This window comes from Roseovarius faecimaris (genome assembly GCF_009762325.1).
Taxonomy (GTDB): domain Bacteria; phylum Pseudomonadota; class Alphaproteobacteria; order Rhodobacterales; family Rhodobacteraceae; genus Roseovarius; species Roseovarius faecimaris.
The window spans coordinates 3090921-3105906 of sequence record NZ_CP034348.1; the positions used below are offsets into that span (position 1 = coordinate 3090921).

Consider the following 14986-nt stretch of genomic DNA (forward strand, 5'->3'; position numbering starts at 1 on the left):
GGGTCAGCCCCCTCTCTTGGCGGCGACTGCACAGATATATTCGAGCATCAGGGAAGCCCCCATCAAAGCCGTCACCCCGGCGGGGTCGTAGGCAGGCGCGACCTCGACCAGATCCATCCCGACGAAATCTATCCCGCCCGAGCGGCGAAGGAACCGAATGATATCATTGGGTGCAAGCCCATCAACGACCGGCGTACCAGTCCCAGGCGCATAGGCAGGATCAAGGCTGTCGATATCGATGGTCAGATACGCAGGGCCACGGCCGACCACTTCCTCAATGCGGGCCTGCATCTCATCGGCGGTGTGATCGTGAAGCCAATTGCGATACAGAACCGTGATATCATCTTTATCGTCATAAAAGGTTCGGATGCCGATCTGAATCGAGCGGTTTGGATCAATCAATCCCTCTTGAATCGCATGATAAACAAATGTGCCATGATCAAGGTATTCGCTTTTTTGGGTGTCGCGATGGGCATCAAACTGCACCAGGGCAAGTGGCCCGTATTTTTCCGCATTGGCCTTAAGCATCGCATAGGTGGCGCTGTGATCGCCGCCCATCATGATCGTCTGCGCCCCAGCGGCAACCACTTGGCTGGCCAGCTCAGTTGCGACTTCATACATCTGCGCCCCTTGCCCACGCCGGAAAGGCACATCGCCGCAATCCACCACCGAAAGGCGATCAAACGGGTCGAACCCCCAAGGCCAGACCTCACCCCAAGCCAGTTGGGTAGACGCCTCGCGCAGAGCCGACGGCCCATAGCGCGAGCCCGAGCGGCCTGAGGTGGTTAGATCAAACGGAATGCCCAGTACGGCCATATCGACATCTGCGAAATCCATGCTCGGGCGACGCCGCATAAACGTACGGATCCCTGAATATGGCATTTCAACGTGCGTACCGTCTGGACCGCTTGCCGTCTGGAATACACCTTCGTTACCAAAGAGCTGTGACTTATTATTCGGCATCCATCAATTCCCCGTGTATTTGAGCCAGGCGTTGCGGCTCTCCAAACGCCGCCAGATCGCCTCGATGATCATTACGACGATCAGATAGTTCAGCGCCGCGATATAAAAGACTGACAAATCAAACGTCTGGGCATAGATGAACCGTGCCTGCCCCAGCACATCGCGCACGGTGATGATGGAAACGAGCGACGACGCCTTGAGCAAAAGGACAAGTTCGTTGCCAAAAGCCGGCAGCATCCGACCTACTGTGATTGGCATGATGACCCTGCGAAAAATCTGAAACGTTGTCAGGCCAAGGGCAGAACCCGCTTCGATCACGCCTTTGGGAACCGCAAGAATGCCGCCGCGCAAGATTTCAGATTGGTAGGCGGCTGAATTGAGGGTAAAGGCCAGCAACCCGCAGTTAAACGCGTCGCGGAAAAACCACCAAACGCCGATTGCCTTCAGCTCTTTATGAAACTGGCCCAGCCCATAGTAGATGATGAAGATCTGCACCAATAGCGGCGTGCCACGCACAATATAGACATAGCCAAAGGCTGATTTTGACAGCAATTTATTGCTACTCAACCGGGCTGCCGCGATCGGAATTGCCACGAAAAAGCCGAAGAACACGCCCAAGGCCGTCAGCATGACCGTGTTGGTCAGGCCAATGCGCCACAGTTCAAGGTTATCTGTCAGGTGGGATAACATTTATCTGCCTCCCAGGTTTGCACTGGTGCGGCGTTCCAGCACCTTCTGCACTTGGCCCGACAGAAACGCCAGTGTCACGAAAATTACGGCGAGAACCGTGTAGAAGAAGAACGGCTCTTTAGTCGTGGCAATCGCCCTGTTGGCATAGCGCACAAGATCGTTGACGGCGATGATTGAAACCAGCGATGTATCTTTGAGCAAAATCAGCCACAGATTGCCGAAGGCGGGAATACAGTGCCGCCACATCTGCGGGAGAACCACGCGAAAGAAAACGTGTCGGCGTTTCAGCCCAAGCGCCATCGCTGCCTCGGACTGGCCCTTGCTGACGGCTTGGTAAGCAGAGCGAACAACCTCGCCGCCAAGCGCGCTAAACACCAATGTAAGCGCCACGACGCCTGAGACGAAGGCGTTCAGAGAGATGTTGGCGTCTGCCCAGACCAACCTCGCAAGGGCATTCAGGATGATCTGTAGCTGATAGTAGATGATGATCAGGGTCAGGAGTTCCGGCAGACTACGAAAAACCGTCGTATAGCCATTGGCAAAACCACGCAGCAACCTGCTGTTTGAGTTCTTGGCCCATGCAAGCAGAAAGGAAAGTATCAGGGCCAGCGGGGCGGTCACAAAGGCAAGTGCCAGTGTCACCATCAATCCACGCGCCAGCTCATCGCCCCAGCCCGTATCACCGAATGCAAGAAGTGACAGGAGGTCCATTTCGGCCCCTTTCCGCCTGATTGATCAAGCTTTTGAGTGTGTGCAAGGCAGATGTGGACGGGCCAAGCGTGGTGGCCCAATCCATTATTTAAGACGTCGATACCGCCCTATTTGTAAAGCTCCGTGGCCGTTTTCGGAGTCGTCATGATGTCAAAGTCGAAGTATTGGCCGCGGATCTCGTCATAGGTGCCGTTGGCAACGATCGCCGCAAGCGCCTTGTTCAAATTTGACAAGAGCTCGGTATCTGATTGCCGCACAGCAATACCTGTGCCCTTGTTGCCATCCGACCGCGCAGCCTCGCCGACGAATTCACAGCAGGCGCCATCCTCTTTGGCCAGCCACGCCCCCAGAACGAACTGGCTGGCATAAACTGCGTCAACACGGCCAGATTCAAGGTCCAGCAAGGCATCATCCAGTTTGGGGTACAGCTTGATTTCGCTGTCAGTGAAATATTGCTGCAGCACCTCGACCTCGAGCGTCGATTCCTGCGTGCCGATGATTTTCCCGACCATGTCTGACGGCAGCGCATTGCCCAGCCCTGAATCCTTGGCCGCGATAAAGCGCGCCGCGTTGAAATAGTACGGATCGGTGAAGCTCACCACCTTCAAGCGCTCGTCGGTGATCGACATGGAGGCGATGATCGTGTCGAACTTGTTTGCGTTCAATGCCGGAATGATACCATCCCAGTCGGTCGTGACCCATTCGCAGGTGACCTTCATCTCGGCGCACAGAGCATTGCCGATGTCGATGTCGAAGCCTTTCACCTGACCGGCGGAATCAAAAAAGTTGAACGGCGGATAGTAGCCCTCGGTTCCCATCCGCACTGTGTCTTGTGCCATGGCGCCCGCGGCGAATGTGGCCGCCGCTATAGTCGCAATGAGTTTCGTGAGTTTCATGGTGTTCTCCCAGTTGTCGACCACAATGGGCCTTGTACCAAGGAGAATACGGAATCCGCATTTTCATTGATAATTGTTATTTCTACTTATAAAAATAAATCAAATTTATAGTTGGTGCACATGAGCGACTTTGCAAACAAGCTGGATTGGAACCTTTTGCGGGTATTCATGGTGGTCATGCAGGAAAAAAACATGACCAAGGCAGCGGCGGCGCTCTATCGCACGCAGCCCGCCGTCAGCCAGGCGATGAAGCGGCTGGAAGAAAGCGCCGGAGTGCAGTTGTTCGAACGGCGCCGGTCCGGGCTGCTGCCGACGCGCGCCGGGCAGGAGCTTTTGGAACAGATAAGGCCGATCTTTGCCTCGATCGCGCGGATGCCACAGACGTTCTCACATGCGCCGCGGGCGGTTTCGGGTAAAGTGGTATTGGCCGCAATAGATCAAGTGATGAGCCCAGAGATCGATCGCGCTATTGAACAGTTCTTCTATGATCACCCGGCGGTCGATCTGGAAATCACTATCGAAACCACCGAAAAGATATTGCGTGCAGTCACTCTGGGCACCGTTACTCTCGGCATTACCGATGGCACAATCCCAGATGGCCTAGAGGCACGTGAACTTCTTCGTGAGCGCTTTGGTCTTTTCTGCGGCCGCAATCATCCTTTGTATGGGAGGCGCGACGTGTCTATCAGCGATTTGCGCGCAGAGCCCTTCATCGGGTTCAATGCTGATGTTCTGGGCGGCAAACATATGAACGATGTCACGGCCTACCGTGCCAAGGTGTCCATCGGCCAGCGGGTGCGAGGCCAGTCACCCTATGTCAACCAGGTCAGACGCATGATCGAACTTGGTCTTGGCATCGGCTTCCTGCCGCTACATCTCGCAGAACCTTTCGTCGCCAAAGGAAGTCTGTGGCGGCTCCCCCCTTACAGCGAGGAGCCGTCAGCCAGGGTCTATCTGGTCACCAACTCAGAAATTCAGCTTTCAGAAGCAGAGAAACTGTTCTGGGACTATGTTGAGGCCCATGTAAAGCAGGCAGGACCAATTTCAGGAAAGTGAATTGCGCCAACCAGTCTATGTTACGCCGAGGTCATTCAAGAGCACCGGTGCAGGGCCGCAAGGCCGGTGAGTCCCGCGTCTCGATCGTTCAATATGATCCGGCGAAGGGAAGGTTTGGACATTGACGAAATTGATACCGGCGGCTCTTCGGTTCGGTGAAATCTGCTGCGCCATAAACCGCCTGGTGCCGCAGGCGCGAACAATTTCTGCGTCAACTATTACGGAAAGGGCAATAGGCATGTTCGTCCGCAACCTATGAATTTCGACAGAGCGCAGCGAAAGTTCAGTTTGGACCTTGATCTACAGATTCAGCGAAATGACCGCTTCGGCGAAGTTTGCCTCGATGCAACGAAAATTACGCTGCTTCTGCTAGTGTTTTCTGCGCAAGCGTTAGCTGCGCCTGCGCAAGTCCGCTCCGTCCCGCAAGCGGCCCTCTACCAATCTACATCGTCTCCAGGCAATGCCGCCGGAAGGCGCGTTTGAGCATATCAAGCTCTTCACGCAAAAGCGTCACCTCGGCGCGGATGTCATGGCTCAGAGTGTCGCCCGCCATCAGGGCAAAACTGTTCAGCGTCTCGCCGCTGCGCGCATCGCGGATCAGGAATGTCTGCACCCCGTCCGAAATCAGATCCGCCGGGATCGGCACCCGCACCACCCAGAGGCTTTCCTCCGGCTTCTCGGCCACCTCCACCCCGCCCAGCGGCACCTGAAGATGCGTCACTTCGATCTGCGGCTGGTAGTTGCCCGCCCCCTCATAGGTCAGCACCCCTTCCCAAACCCCCTCGAACAGGCGCGTCTTGGTCAGTGTCACATCGGGCATGGCGTGGCCTTTCTCACAATTCGGCGCGGGGGGAGCGGCTGAAGGTCAGGTCGCGCAGCGTCACCTGGCTCATCTGCGGGTTCTCGAAAATCAGGTCGATCCAGGCCCGTTCGATCCGCTTCTCGTTGAGGTTGGAATAGGCCAGGTCAAACTCGACCATGCAATCCACCTCATTCAGGGGAAGCTCGCGCACGATCTGCTCGGTATTGGGCCCGTGCCTGATGTTGAGCCGGGCAAAGATTTCCAGCGGCTTTTCCATCTCCACGATCGTGTCCATGCGGATGAGGTGCTTTTTCTGCAACCCGTTTACTGCGGCAAACGGCATATCCAGCACCAGCGACAGGAACGAGCCATCGAAGTTGAAAACATCCATACGCAAGCCATAAGGGGCCAGATCGGCCTCGCGGCTGTTGCGGACCTGCCGCAGGGTCAGCTCCGATTGTTGACAATCATGAAACAATGTCACCTCGGATCCGAGCATGGATTTGCTCTCGACCGACGACATGCCCGGCACCGCCAGAGGCTCCCGCCAGAGTGCGGGCCGCCAGGACCAGTCAGTGCCGTGCGGCTTGGGGAAAGCATTGGAACCGATCATCGGAAGCGCCAGGCGATTATCGGCGACCGATATCACTTCATTCAGCAAATACCGAAGCTTACGGGCACGCCCCCGCTCGCGGCGCAGCTCCGAATGCGGCATGTCCGGCACCCTGTGCGCCGCCTGCCGCCAATGGCGCAACGCCCGGCGATGCACGATCCAGTCCACAAGTTTTGAGCGCAATTGCATGCCGCGTCGATCCGTCTGCCCGGGGCCGGTTTATCCTACCGAAACTTCCATAGCATTAACCTCATTCTGGAAACAATCCACCCAGAAGTGACGCAAGCCCCCCTGTCGGGGCGGTCGCATCGTCCGCGGTCGGGCTGTAATCCTTCACCGGGCTCAGCTCGCGCAGCTGTTCAGCGAGCGCCAGAATGAGCCTATACCCCGCGTCCCCGCTGCCTTTGGGTGTGTAGGCGGCCAGGCTCACCACATGCCCGTTGATCAGCATACCGGCCCGCCAATAGCGCGGATCGCCCCCGGGCAGGAACGCATCGCCCCCGCTGGCAAACCGCACCAGCGATATCCCGTCGCCATCTTCCCTGGCCAGAACCTTGGCGGGCGCCATTATCGCGGCAATGTCCGCCGCGTCCGGCTGTTCCGCGCCCAGCCGCCGCGGCGAGGCCGATACAGTCATCACCGCAGGGTCCACCACCGTGCCGGGTTTGCCGCTCAGGGTTTCGCAACTGGCGATAAGGACAAAGCTGCCGCTCACCCCGCGCCGCAGACTGGACCCGTCCAGGCAATAGCCACGGGGCGCCCCTATCACCAGATTGCCACCATAGAGCGGCAACTCGGTCAGCACACGAGAAGAGAGCGGCTTGGCCTCGGGCTTGGCCCGGAGCGCCATGCCGTCCTCGCCCGTGGCCTCGCCCATGCAGCCCGCCAGAGGCAGGACAAGTGCCGCGGCAAGGGCCAGTCGGCGCAGGTCAGATGTCCATATAGACATGCCGCTCCGCCTTGCCGCCCGGATGGGTGACAGCCCCCTTGTAGGTGGCGCCCACCTGCTGAGCGAACTTCCACAGCGCGCCGCTGGCATAGATCGTCTCGCGCGGGCCTTTCCAGTCGGCCTTGCGCTGCGCCAGGTCCTCGTCGCTCAGATCCACCGACAGCGTGCCCTTGATCGCGTCGATGGTAATCACATCGCCGGTCTTGATCAGGGCAATCGGCCCGCCATGCGCGGCCTCGGGGCCCACATGCCCCACGCAGAATCCCCGCGTCGCGCCCGAGAAGCGGCCATCGGTGATCAGCGCCACCTTCTTGCCCATGCCCTGCCCGGACAGGGCGGCCGTGGTGGCCAGCATCTCGCGCATGCCGGGGCCACCGGCGGGGCCTTCGTTGCGGATGACGATGACTTCGCCTTCCTCATACTCGCGCTTCTGCACAGCGGCAAAGGCGTCTTCCTCGCATTCGAACACGCGCGCCGGGCCGGTAAAGACCTGGTTCTGGCTGGGAATACCGGCCACTTTCACAATCGCGCCTTCGGGGGCAAGGTTGCCCTTAAGGCCCACAACGCCGCCGGTCTTGGTCAGCGGGGCCTCGATCGGATAGATCACCTTGCCATCGGCCTCGCGGTCAATCAGGTCCAGCTCCTCGCCGATGCTGCGGCCTGACGCGGTCAGGCAATCCTCGTGAATGAGCCCCGCCTTGCGCAGCTCTTTCATCACCACCGGGATGCCGCCCACATCGTAAAGGTCCTTGGCCACGAACTGACCGCCCGGCTTGAGGTCCACGAAATACGGCGTGTCGCGGAAAATCTCGCAAACATCGTCGAGGTAGAAGTCGATCCCCGCCTCGTTGGCAATCGCGGGCAGGTGCAGACCGGCATTGGTCGACCCGCCTGTGCAGGCCACGACACGCGCCGCGTTCTGAAGGCTTTTCAGGGTGACCACATCGCGCGCGCGAATGTTCTTTTCCAGCAGGGTCATGACCGCGCGGCCCGACGCCTCGCCATACTGGTCGCGGCTTTCATAGGGGGCCGGCATGCCCGAGCTGTTCATCAGCGCAAGGCCGATCGCCTCGGACACACAGGCCATCGTGTTGGCGGTGAACTGCCCGCCACAAGCGCCCGCGCTGGGGCAGGCGACACGTTCCAGAATGGTCAGCGCCTCTTCCGACAGAGTGCCGTTCTGGTGCCGTCCCACGGCCTCGAACATATCCTGCACCGTCAGGTCGCGCGATTTGAAATCCTCGGGCACCTGCGGCACATCCGGCGCCTTGCCCGGCAGGATCGAGCCTCCATAGATAAAGACCGACGGCACATTGAGCCGCACCATCGCCATCATCATCCCCGGCAGAGACTTGTCACAGCCCGCCAGCCCCACAAGGGCGTCATAGCAATGCCCGCGCATGGTCAACTCGACCGTGTCGGCAATCGCCTCGCGGCTGGCCAGAGACGAGCGCATGCCCTCATGGCCCATGGCGATCCCGTCGGTCACGGTGATCGTGGTGAACTCGCGCGGGGTACCCAGCGCCTGTTTCACGCCCATCTTCACCGCCTGCGCCTGACGGTTCAGCGCGATGTTACAGGGCGCTGCTTCGTTCCAGCAGGTCGCCACACCGACGAGGGGCTGATGGATCTCCTCCTCGGTCATGCCCATCGCGTAATAATAGGACCGGTGCGGCGCCTTGGACGGGCCTTCGGTCACATAGCGGCTGGGCAGTTTGGATTTGTCGAACTTGGTCATGGCGGTCTCCCGAAAAGCTGTTGCCTTTGCGATAGCGCCCTGCGCGGCGCGTGACAAGCGCGGGTGTGGATTTTGCAGGTGACTGCCTGTCGCCCAGTCGGAGAGTGTTATCGACATCTGCCAGGTTCAGCATGGGGTTCTTGAAACAGCCGGTGTGTTTCAACAGTCAGCTAATGCGCTCATATTCCGGCCGTGATCGGAGGGTCCGATATACGGACGAAGCTGCCATTCAACCGACGCGCCACAGGCGGCCCATGGCCAGGCCCCGGGATGGCGATCCTGACCAGGGTTCTAAAGCCCTTTATCCCCGCCACATCCGCGCGCAGAACGAGCGAAGCACCCAGCATTACCCTATCGCCAGCCCAGGTAGGGGGGCTGGCGATGGGCCGGGCGCTTCGCGCTGTTAACCGGCCTGTTGTGTATCGCTCGAAGGTCCGCCAAAGGCTCAAACCGGCCACCGTCAGCGGAACAACACGTATCCTCGGGTCTGTCGATGTCGTGATGCCCGCGCGCCCAAATGCCTAACCCAATTGCGCCCCGGCGCTGAGCGGCGTAGCGTCGCCTCATGCGCTATCGCCCTCATGAGCATCTCATCGAACCGGCCCGCGCCTCGGCCGGGCTGGGGCGTCTGGCGGCAGGAGTGATCAGCTTCATCGCCGCCTTCGTGCTTTTGTCGATGATCATCAGCGCCCTCATCAACACGGTGGCCCAGTCTTTGCTGTCGCCCATGATGCGGCCCTTCTGGGATCAGGACCTCGCCAATGCCAGCAGCCCTCTCGCCGCACTGGTCAATCTCTACTTCTTCCTCGCCATGGTCTTTGCCCTGGCCATCGCGCTCTGGCTCGTGCACCAGCGCCCCCTGCGCGGCCTTGTCGGCCCTTTCGCGCTCGCCCTGCGACAGGCGGTGCGGGTGATCAAGGCCACCGTGCCGATCCTCTTGCTCACCCTGGTTCTGCCGATGCCCGAAGGGATGGAGATGCGCCTGAACATCGCGCCGGGGCTCTGGGCCGCCCTGTTGCCGCTCACCCTCGTCGGCCTGCTGATTCAGACCTCCGCCGAAGAACTCGCCTTTCGCGGCTACCTGCAAAGTCAGCTTGCCGCCCGCTTCTCTCATCCTCTGATCTGGATCGGTCTGCCTTCGCTGCTTTTCGGGCTGTTGCATTACGATCCGCATATTGACAGCACCTCCGCCGGGATCGTCGTGCTCTGGGCCACCTGTTTCGGCGCGGCGACCGCCGATCTCACCGCGCGCTCCGGCACTCTCGGCCCCGCCATCGCCCTGCATTTCGTGAACAATAGCGGGGCCATCGCCCTGGCCGCACCCGAGGGCAATTTCGACGGGCTGGCGCTCTTTGCCTTTCCCTTCTCCATCGAGGAGGCGGACAAGGTCCTGTCCCTCATGCCGGTGGAAATGCTCGTCTTGCTCTGTTCCTGGCTTGCAGCACGGCTGGCGTTGCGCGTCTGATTGCAATTTCCCTTGGCTCGGCTTATCTGAGGTGCGGCAAGACCTGTCAGAGGACCCCAGGCATGAACTGGATCACCAATTATGTGCGCCCCCGGATCAACTCGATCTTCTCGCGGCGTGAAATCCCGGAAAACCTGTGGTCCAAATGCGACGAATGCGGCACGATGCTGTTTCACCGCGAGCTCAGCGCCAATCTCTTTGTCTGCACCAATTGCGGACATCACATGGCGATCACGCCGCGCCTGCGCTTCAAGTCTCTGTTCGACGGCGAAGCCTTCTCCGAGATCGAGGTGCCCGCGCCCAAGCCCGACCCGCTGCAGTTTCGCGATCAGAAGAAATATCCCGACCGGATGAAAGCCGCGCAGAAGGAAACCGGCGAGAAAGAAGCGATGCTTGTCGCCTATGGCGAAATGGGCCGCACGCCGGTTGTCTGTGCCGCGCAGGATTTCTCGTTCATGGCGGGCTCGATGGGCATGTATGTGGGCAACGCCATCATCGCCGCCGCCGAAGAGGCGGTGAAACGCAAATGCCCGCTGATCCTGTTTTCCGCCGCCGGCGGCGCACGCATGCAGGAGGGTATCCTGAGCCTCATGCAAATGCCGCGCACCACCGTGGCCGTGCAGATGCTGAAGGAAGCGGGCCTGCCCTATATCGTCGTGCTCACCCATCCCACCACCGGCGGGGTCACGGCAAGCTATGCCATGCTGGGCGATGTACATATTGCCGAACCCAACGCGCTGATCTGCTTTGCCGGGCCGCGCGTGATCGAGCAGACCATCCGCGAGAAACTGCCTGACGGCTTCCAGCGCGCCGAATACCTGCTGGACCACGGCATGCTCGACCGGGTGACACCCCGCACCGAGATGCGCGAAGAACTGATCACCATCACCCGCATGCTCATGGGCCTGCCCCCTGCGATCAAGGGCGAATTGCCCGCCCCCGACAAGGCCGACGCGACGCAGCCGGACACGGCTGAGGAGCAGCCCGCGCCCACACCTGACAAAAAATGAGCGCGCCCGGATCGGACGTCATCCTCGAGAGGATGATGGCCCTGCACCCCAAGATCATCGACCTCACGCTCGACCGCGTCTGGCACCTGCTCGACGCGCTGGGTAATCCGCAAAACGACCTGCCCCCGGTGATCCACCTCGCGGGGACCAACGGCAAGGGCTCGACCCAGGCCATGATCCGCGCAGGGCTTGAGGCCGCGGGCCGCCGCGTGCACGCCTATACCTCCCCGCATCTGGCCCGGTTTCACGAACGTATCCGCCTCGCCGGGGATCTGATCACCGAAGACCACCTCACCCAGGTGCTCGATGAATGCTACGCCGCCAATGGCGGCGACAGCATCACCTATTTCGAGATCACCACCTGCGCCGCCCTGCTGGCCATGGCCCGGACCCCTGCGGATTTTACCCTGCTTGAGGTTGGCCTTGGCGGGCGGCTCGACGCCACCAACGTCATCGACCGCCCGGCGCTGACGATCATCACGCCGGTCTCGAAGGATCACGAACAGTTCCTGGGCGACACGGTCGCCAAGATCGCCTTCGAGAAGGCCGGGATTATCAAACGCGGCGTGCCCTGCGTCGTCGCCCCGCAGCTTGACGAGGCCATGGACGTGATCGAAGAGCGCGCCCGCGCCCTCGGCGCACCGCTTCTGGCCCACGGTCAGCACTGGCACGCCTTCGAAGAACACGGGCGCCTTGTCTATCAGGACGAGACGGGGCTTCTGGACCTGCCCCTGCCCAACCTGCCGGGTGCACATCAGATCGAAAACGCGGGCGCGGCGCTGGCGGCTCTGCGCCACCTCGGTTTTGACAACGCCGCCTGTGAGGCTGCCGTCACACAGGCCTACTGGCCCGCCCGGATGCAGCGCCTGCGCACCGGTCCTCTGGTCGAGGCGGCGGGCACGGCCGAACTCTGGCTCGATGGCGGGCATAATGCCTCGGCCGGCGAGGCGCTGGCCAGGCATCTGCATGCCCTGCCTGAGCGGCCCACCCATCTGGTCTGCGGGATGCTCAACACCAAGGATATCGCGGGCTATCTCACCCCGCTTGCGGGCATCGCCCGATCCCTTACCGCCGTGTCCATCCCGGGCGAGGCCAACACCCTGCCCGCCGAAACCACGGCAGAGGCCGCCCGGGCCGCCGGCTTGCCCGCCTCCACCGCGGCCTCCACGCGGGACGCGATTGCCGCCATCACGACCAAGGCCCCCGACAGCCGCATCCTGATCTGCGGGTCGCTCTACCTTGCCGGGGCGATCCTGCGCGAAAACGGCTAGCCCGGACAGCGTACCGGCCCCTCGCTCTACGCCAAAGTCACACTCCTGTTGAAAAAGTGACGTAAGGGGAGGCAAATCGAATCACTTGTTGTTGACCGCCTGACTCCGCTTCGCCTATATCTTGTGGCAGCAGTCACAGCGCGCCGTTTATCTTGTTTTACAGGCGGGCAGGAGTTTGGGGGAACACCGTGACCGGCACAGGGGACAGGGACAGGAACGAGGCCCGATCACGGCTGCCTCAACCCGACCGCCGCGTGCCAGCATGGCCCTCCGTAAATTGAGAGAGTCGCGAGTGTCATGATCCGTGCCGCCTTGATCACCATTGTTTTTCTGGGGATCACCCTCACCCTTATCCTGATGCAGCCCTCTCCTCAGCACATGACGCTGACCGACGTGCCCGAGCCTCCAGACACCCCCGCCGATGACAACACCGTGTCGCGCGCCGAAATTGGTTTTGACGTGGTCGGCACAGTGGCAGAGACGCCCGGCCTAGACGCCGTCACCGGCAGCCTGGCCGAACCCGCCCCCGAAACAGCCGCCGCCACGCCACAGGCCACACCCGACCCCGACGGGCCTGCCTTGCGCGTCACGCCCGATATCGCCGCGTCGGTGGCGACAGAGCCCTCGGCCTCTGTGGCGTCCGCGCCTGACCCCGCCCCCGCGCCCGAAACCGCAGCGGCGACCGGCCTGGAGCGCCTGGTCATCAACGCCCTCGCCCAGGGCCAGTCCGACGCTTATATCGACGCGCTGGTCAATGACGCGGCGGCCAAGGGCAAGGTCGAGGTGCCGCAGTCGCTGGTCACGTCTGACGGGCGGGTTGATACCAGCTCGCTTCTGGCCGTGCTCTCGCACCCGCCCCAGCCGGATTTCGGCCCCGGCGGAAGCTATATCGTGCAGCCGGGCGACAGCCTGGCCTCCATCGCCTACCGCTTCTATGGCAACACCGGCAAGGCCGTGGATATCTTCATTGCCAATCGCTCGGCCCTGGCGTCACCCAACCACATCGAAATTGGCCAGACCCTGGCGCTTCCCGAACTCTAGACATTCGTTTCAGGCAGGACGGAATGAGGGGCCGGTTCAACGGCCCCCTTTCTTTTGGCCACGACGTATCGCAGGGTAGACCCAAGAAAGAGGGGTCACATGACCACACGAGCAAACAAATGGGAACGTGCCGCCCATATTGGCACAGCAGCCTCCGCCGTGGCCGCGCTGATCGCGTCCGGCACGGCACTGGTGCAGGTCCAGTCCTCCCAGGACGCGATGGAGCGGCTGAACACCGAGCTTATTCCCTCGCTGTCCGAGATGATCGCCGAAACCGGGCTGGACAGTCGCATAATGGCCCTGCGCCCTGTCTTTGCGCGGCATGAGTGGCGCAGCCTCTCCATAGAAGAGCTGTGGCAAACGCCGGAAATTCAGGCCATGGGCCTGACCCAGGATGCCTTTCTGACGTTGCTCGCGCGGGGCCTTAGTGGCCCGTTCCTGCGCGAAAGATGCGCCGCGGGCGACACCTGCCGGTTTTCGTGGGACATCGCATATCGCCTGCCACCTGACGCCTGACGCCTGAAGACTGACCCGCTGCTCATCATGAAAAAGCCCGGTCCATCATGGCCGGGCTTTTCAGGTCTTTTGTTCTGTCGCGCAGTCAGTGCAGCTTGGCGTCCACCTGGGCAATCGCGTCGTCGATCAGGGCATTGCCGCTTTCGGCGGTCATCTGCTTGGCGATCACGTCCTTGGCGGCGGCCACGGCGATCACGACGGCCTTGTCCTTGACTTCCTTCACAGCGCTTTGCTCGGCCGAGGCGATCTGATCCTCTGCGGCCTGCAAACGGCGGGCGATGGATTTCTTCAGATCGGCCTTGGCCGCCTCGGCGGCCTCTGCGGCCTCTTCCTTGGCATGGGCCACGATCCGGTCGGCCTGCTCCTGCACTTCCTTCTGCTTGCGCTCATAGGAGGCCAGCAATGTCTGGGCTTCCTCGCGCAGCGCGCGCGCCTCATCGAGCTCGCCCTGAATACCCGCGGCACGCTTGTCCAGCAGACCGCCCAGAAGCGACGGCACCTTGAGATAAAGCAGCACCGCAATAAACAGCAGGAACGCGATCAACACCACGAAGTTGGAGTTGGTCAGCGAGAAGAAGGGGCCTTTCGCCGCGAAGGCCGGGCTGGCGGCGCTCATGGCGATGAGAGTGGCGAAGATACGTGTCATGTCGCTTACCCCTTCATCCGGGCGGTAACGGCCGCTGTAACCGTCTTGGCATCGGCCTTGCCACCCATGGCGGCGACGATTTCCTTGGCGGCGTCCTTGGCCACGTCCTTGACGCTCTCCAGCGCACCGGCGCGGATCTCGGCAATCTTGGCTTCGCCCTCGGCGGCTTTGGCGGCGATCTCCGCATCGGCCTTGGCGATGGCGTCGTCGATCTCGCCTTTGATCTCCGCCTTGGTGGCGGCGATGATATTCTGTGCCTCGGCACGGGCATCGGCCAGCGCCTTGTTATAGGCGTCTTCGGCCTCGACGGCCTTCGCCTTGAGGTCTTCTGCGGCGGCCAGATCGTTGGTGATCGTGCCCTGCCGTTCGGCCAGCACGGCCGCGATGCGCGGCAACGCGATGCGCGACAGCACGAAGTAGATCACGACAAGCGTGACAACGAGCCAGAAAATCTGGTTGCCGAACCAGTCGCCACAAAGCTGCGGCATGCCAATGGCGCCGCCGTGGCTGTCGACGCAGGCGCTGGCTGCGGTTTGCGCCGTATCGTGCGTTTCGGTTGCCATGTCGTTCTCCCTCAGGAACTTTCCGGTTACAAAGGGTGAAGGGCCGTCTTCGGGCT

16 protein-coding genes are annotated in these 14986 nt (G+C 61.3%); 6 read left to right on the plus strand and 10 right to left on the minus strand.

The genetic code is table 11. The features are described 5' to 3' along the window. Nucleotides 1-3: 3 nt before the first annotated feature. The 4 genes from speB to EI983_RS15540 all read right to left on the minus strand — a co-directional run bounded on the left by speB (nucleotide 4) and on the right by EI983_RS15540 (nucleotide 3260). Nucleotides 4-963 carry an agmatinase gene (speB, locus tag EI983_RS15525; protein ID WP_157708264.1) on the minus strand — a complete coding sequence of 320 codons (960 nt, stop codon included), beginning with the start codon at nucleotides 961-963 and terminating at the stop codon, nucleotides 4-6. A gap of 3 nt (nucleotides 964-966) precedes the next feature. Continuing rightward, nucleotides 967-1653: an ABC transporter permease gene (locus tag EI983_RS15530; RefSeq protein WP_157708265.1), complete on the minus strand. Its 687-nt coding sequence runs from the start codon at nucleotides 1651-1653 to the stop codon at nucleotides 967-969. Continuing rightward, on the minus strand, nucleotides 1654-2364 hold the full coding sequence (locus EI983_RS15535; RefSeq protein ID WP_157708266.1) for an ABC transporter permease: 711 nt from the start codon (nucleotides 2362-2364) through the stop codon (nucleotides 1654-1656). Nucleotides 2365-2471: 107 nt separating this feature from the next. Further along, the gene (locus EI983_RS15540) at nucleotides 2472-3260 is read right to left on the minus strand and encodes a transporter substrate-binding domain-containing protein (protein ID WP_157708267.1); all 789 of its coding nucleotides are present in this window, start codon (nucleotides 3258-3260) and stop codon (nucleotides 2472-2474) included. Nucleotides 3261-3380: 120 nt separating this feature from the next. Here EI983_RS15540 and EI983_RS15545 point away from each other — a divergent pair, with 120 nt between their 5' ends. Further along, nucleotides 3381-4316, plus strand: coding sequence for a LysR family transcriptional regulator (locus tag EI983_RS15545; RefSeq protein ID WP_157708268.1), 936 nt, complete (start codon nucleotides 3381-3383; stop codon nucleotides 4314-4316). A 442-nt stretch (nucleotides 4317-4758) separates the two neighbouring features. Here EI983_RS15545 and EI983_RS15550 read toward each other — a convergent pair whose 3' ends face one another. The 4 genes from EI983_RS15550 to ilvD all read right to left on the minus strand — a co-directional run bounded on the left by EI983_RS15550 (nucleotide 4759) and on the right by ilvD (nucleotide 8418). Beyond that, nucleotides 4759-5136: a hypothetical protein gene (locus tag EI983_RS15550; RefSeq protein ID WP_157708269.1), complete on the minus strand. Its 378-nt coding sequence runs from the start codon at nucleotides 5134-5136 to the stop codon at nucleotides 4759-4761. 13 nt (nucleotides 5137-5149) lie between these two features. Continuing rightward, a complete protein-coding gene (locus tag EI983_RS15555) occupies nucleotides 5150-5920 on the minus strand; it encodes a DUF6478 family protein (RefSeq protein ID WP_157708270.1) in 771 nt (256 codons plus the stop codon). Between the two features lie 61 nt (nucleotides 5921-5981). Continuing rightward, the gene (locus EI983_RS15560; RefSeq protein ID WP_198389318.1) at nucleotides 5982-6680 is read right to left on the minus strand and encodes a hypothetical protein; all 699 of its coding nucleotides are present in this window, start codon (nucleotides 6678-6680) and stop codon (nucleotides 5982-5984) included. Beyond that, the gene (ilvD, locus tag EI983_RS15565; protein WP_157708271.1) at nucleotides 6661-8418 is read right to left on the minus strand and encodes a dihydroxy-acid dehydratase; all 1758 of its coding nucleotides are present in this window, start codon (nucleotides 8416-8418) and stop codon (nucleotides 6661-6663) included. The genes EI983_RS15560 and ilvD overlap by 20 nt, the downstream gene beginning before the upstream one ends. 565 nt (nucleotides 8419-8983) lie before the next feature. On the opposite strand from ilvD, the gene EI983_RS15570 reads away from it, so the two are divergent. From EI983_RS15570 to EI983_RS15590, 5 genes are all read left to right on the plus strand, one after another. Then, nucleotides 8984-9883, plus strand: a complete 900-nt coding sequence (locus EI983_RS15570; protein ID WP_157708272.1) for a CPBP family intramembrane glutamic endopeptidase — start codon at nucleotides 8984-8986, stop codon at nucleotides 9881-9883. Between the two features lie 62 nt (nucleotides 9884-9945). Then, the gene (gene accD / locus EI983_RS15575) at nucleotides 9946-10893 is read left to right on the plus strand and encodes an acetyl-CoA carboxylase, carboxyltransferase subunit beta (protein WP_157708273.1); all 948 of its coding nucleotides are present in this window, start codon (nucleotides 9946-9948) and stop codon (nucleotides 10891-10893) included. Then, nucleotides 10890-12164: a bifunctional folylpolyglutamate synthase/dihydrofolate synthase gene (locus tag EI983_RS15580; protein WP_157708274.1), complete on the plus strand. Its 1275-nt coding sequence runs from the start codon at nucleotides 10890-10892 to the stop codon at nucleotides 12162-12164. The genes accD and EI983_RS15580 overlap by 4 nt, the downstream gene beginning before the upstream one ends. Before the next feature lie 297 nt (nucleotides 12165-12461). Then, the gene (locus EI983_RS15585) at nucleotides 12462-13205 is read left to right on the plus strand and encodes a LysM peptidoglycan-binding domain-containing protein (RefSeq protein ID WP_157708275.1); all 744 of its coding nucleotides are present in this window, start codon (nucleotides 12462-12464) and stop codon (nucleotides 13203-13205) included. Nucleotides 13206-13304: 99 nt separating this feature from the next. After that, nucleotides 13305-13721, plus strand: a complete 417-nt coding sequence (locus tag EI983_RS15590) for a hypothetical protein (protein WP_157708276.1) — start codon at nucleotides 13305-13307, stop codon at nucleotides 13719-13721. An 85-nt stretch (nucleotides 13722-13806) separates the two neighbouring features. Here the strand turns inward: EI983_RS15590 and EI983_RS15595 are convergent, their stop codons facing one another. Both EI983_RS15595 and EI983_RS15600 read right to left on the minus strand, forming a co-directional pair. Then, complete coding sequence (locus tag EI983_RS15595) at nucleotides 13807-14367, minus strand: F0F1 ATP synthase subunit B (RefSeq protein ID WP_157708277.1); 561 nt, start codon at nucleotides 14365-14367, stop codon at nucleotides 13807-13809. Nucleotides 14368-14372: 5 nt separating this feature from the next. Continuing rightward, on the minus strand, nucleotides 14373-14930 hold the full coding sequence (locus EI983_RS15600) for a F0F1 ATP synthase subunit B' (protein WP_157708278.1): 558 nt from the start codon (nucleotides 14928-14930) through the stop codon (nucleotides 14373-14375). Nucleotides 14931-14986 lie beyond the last annotated feature (56 nt).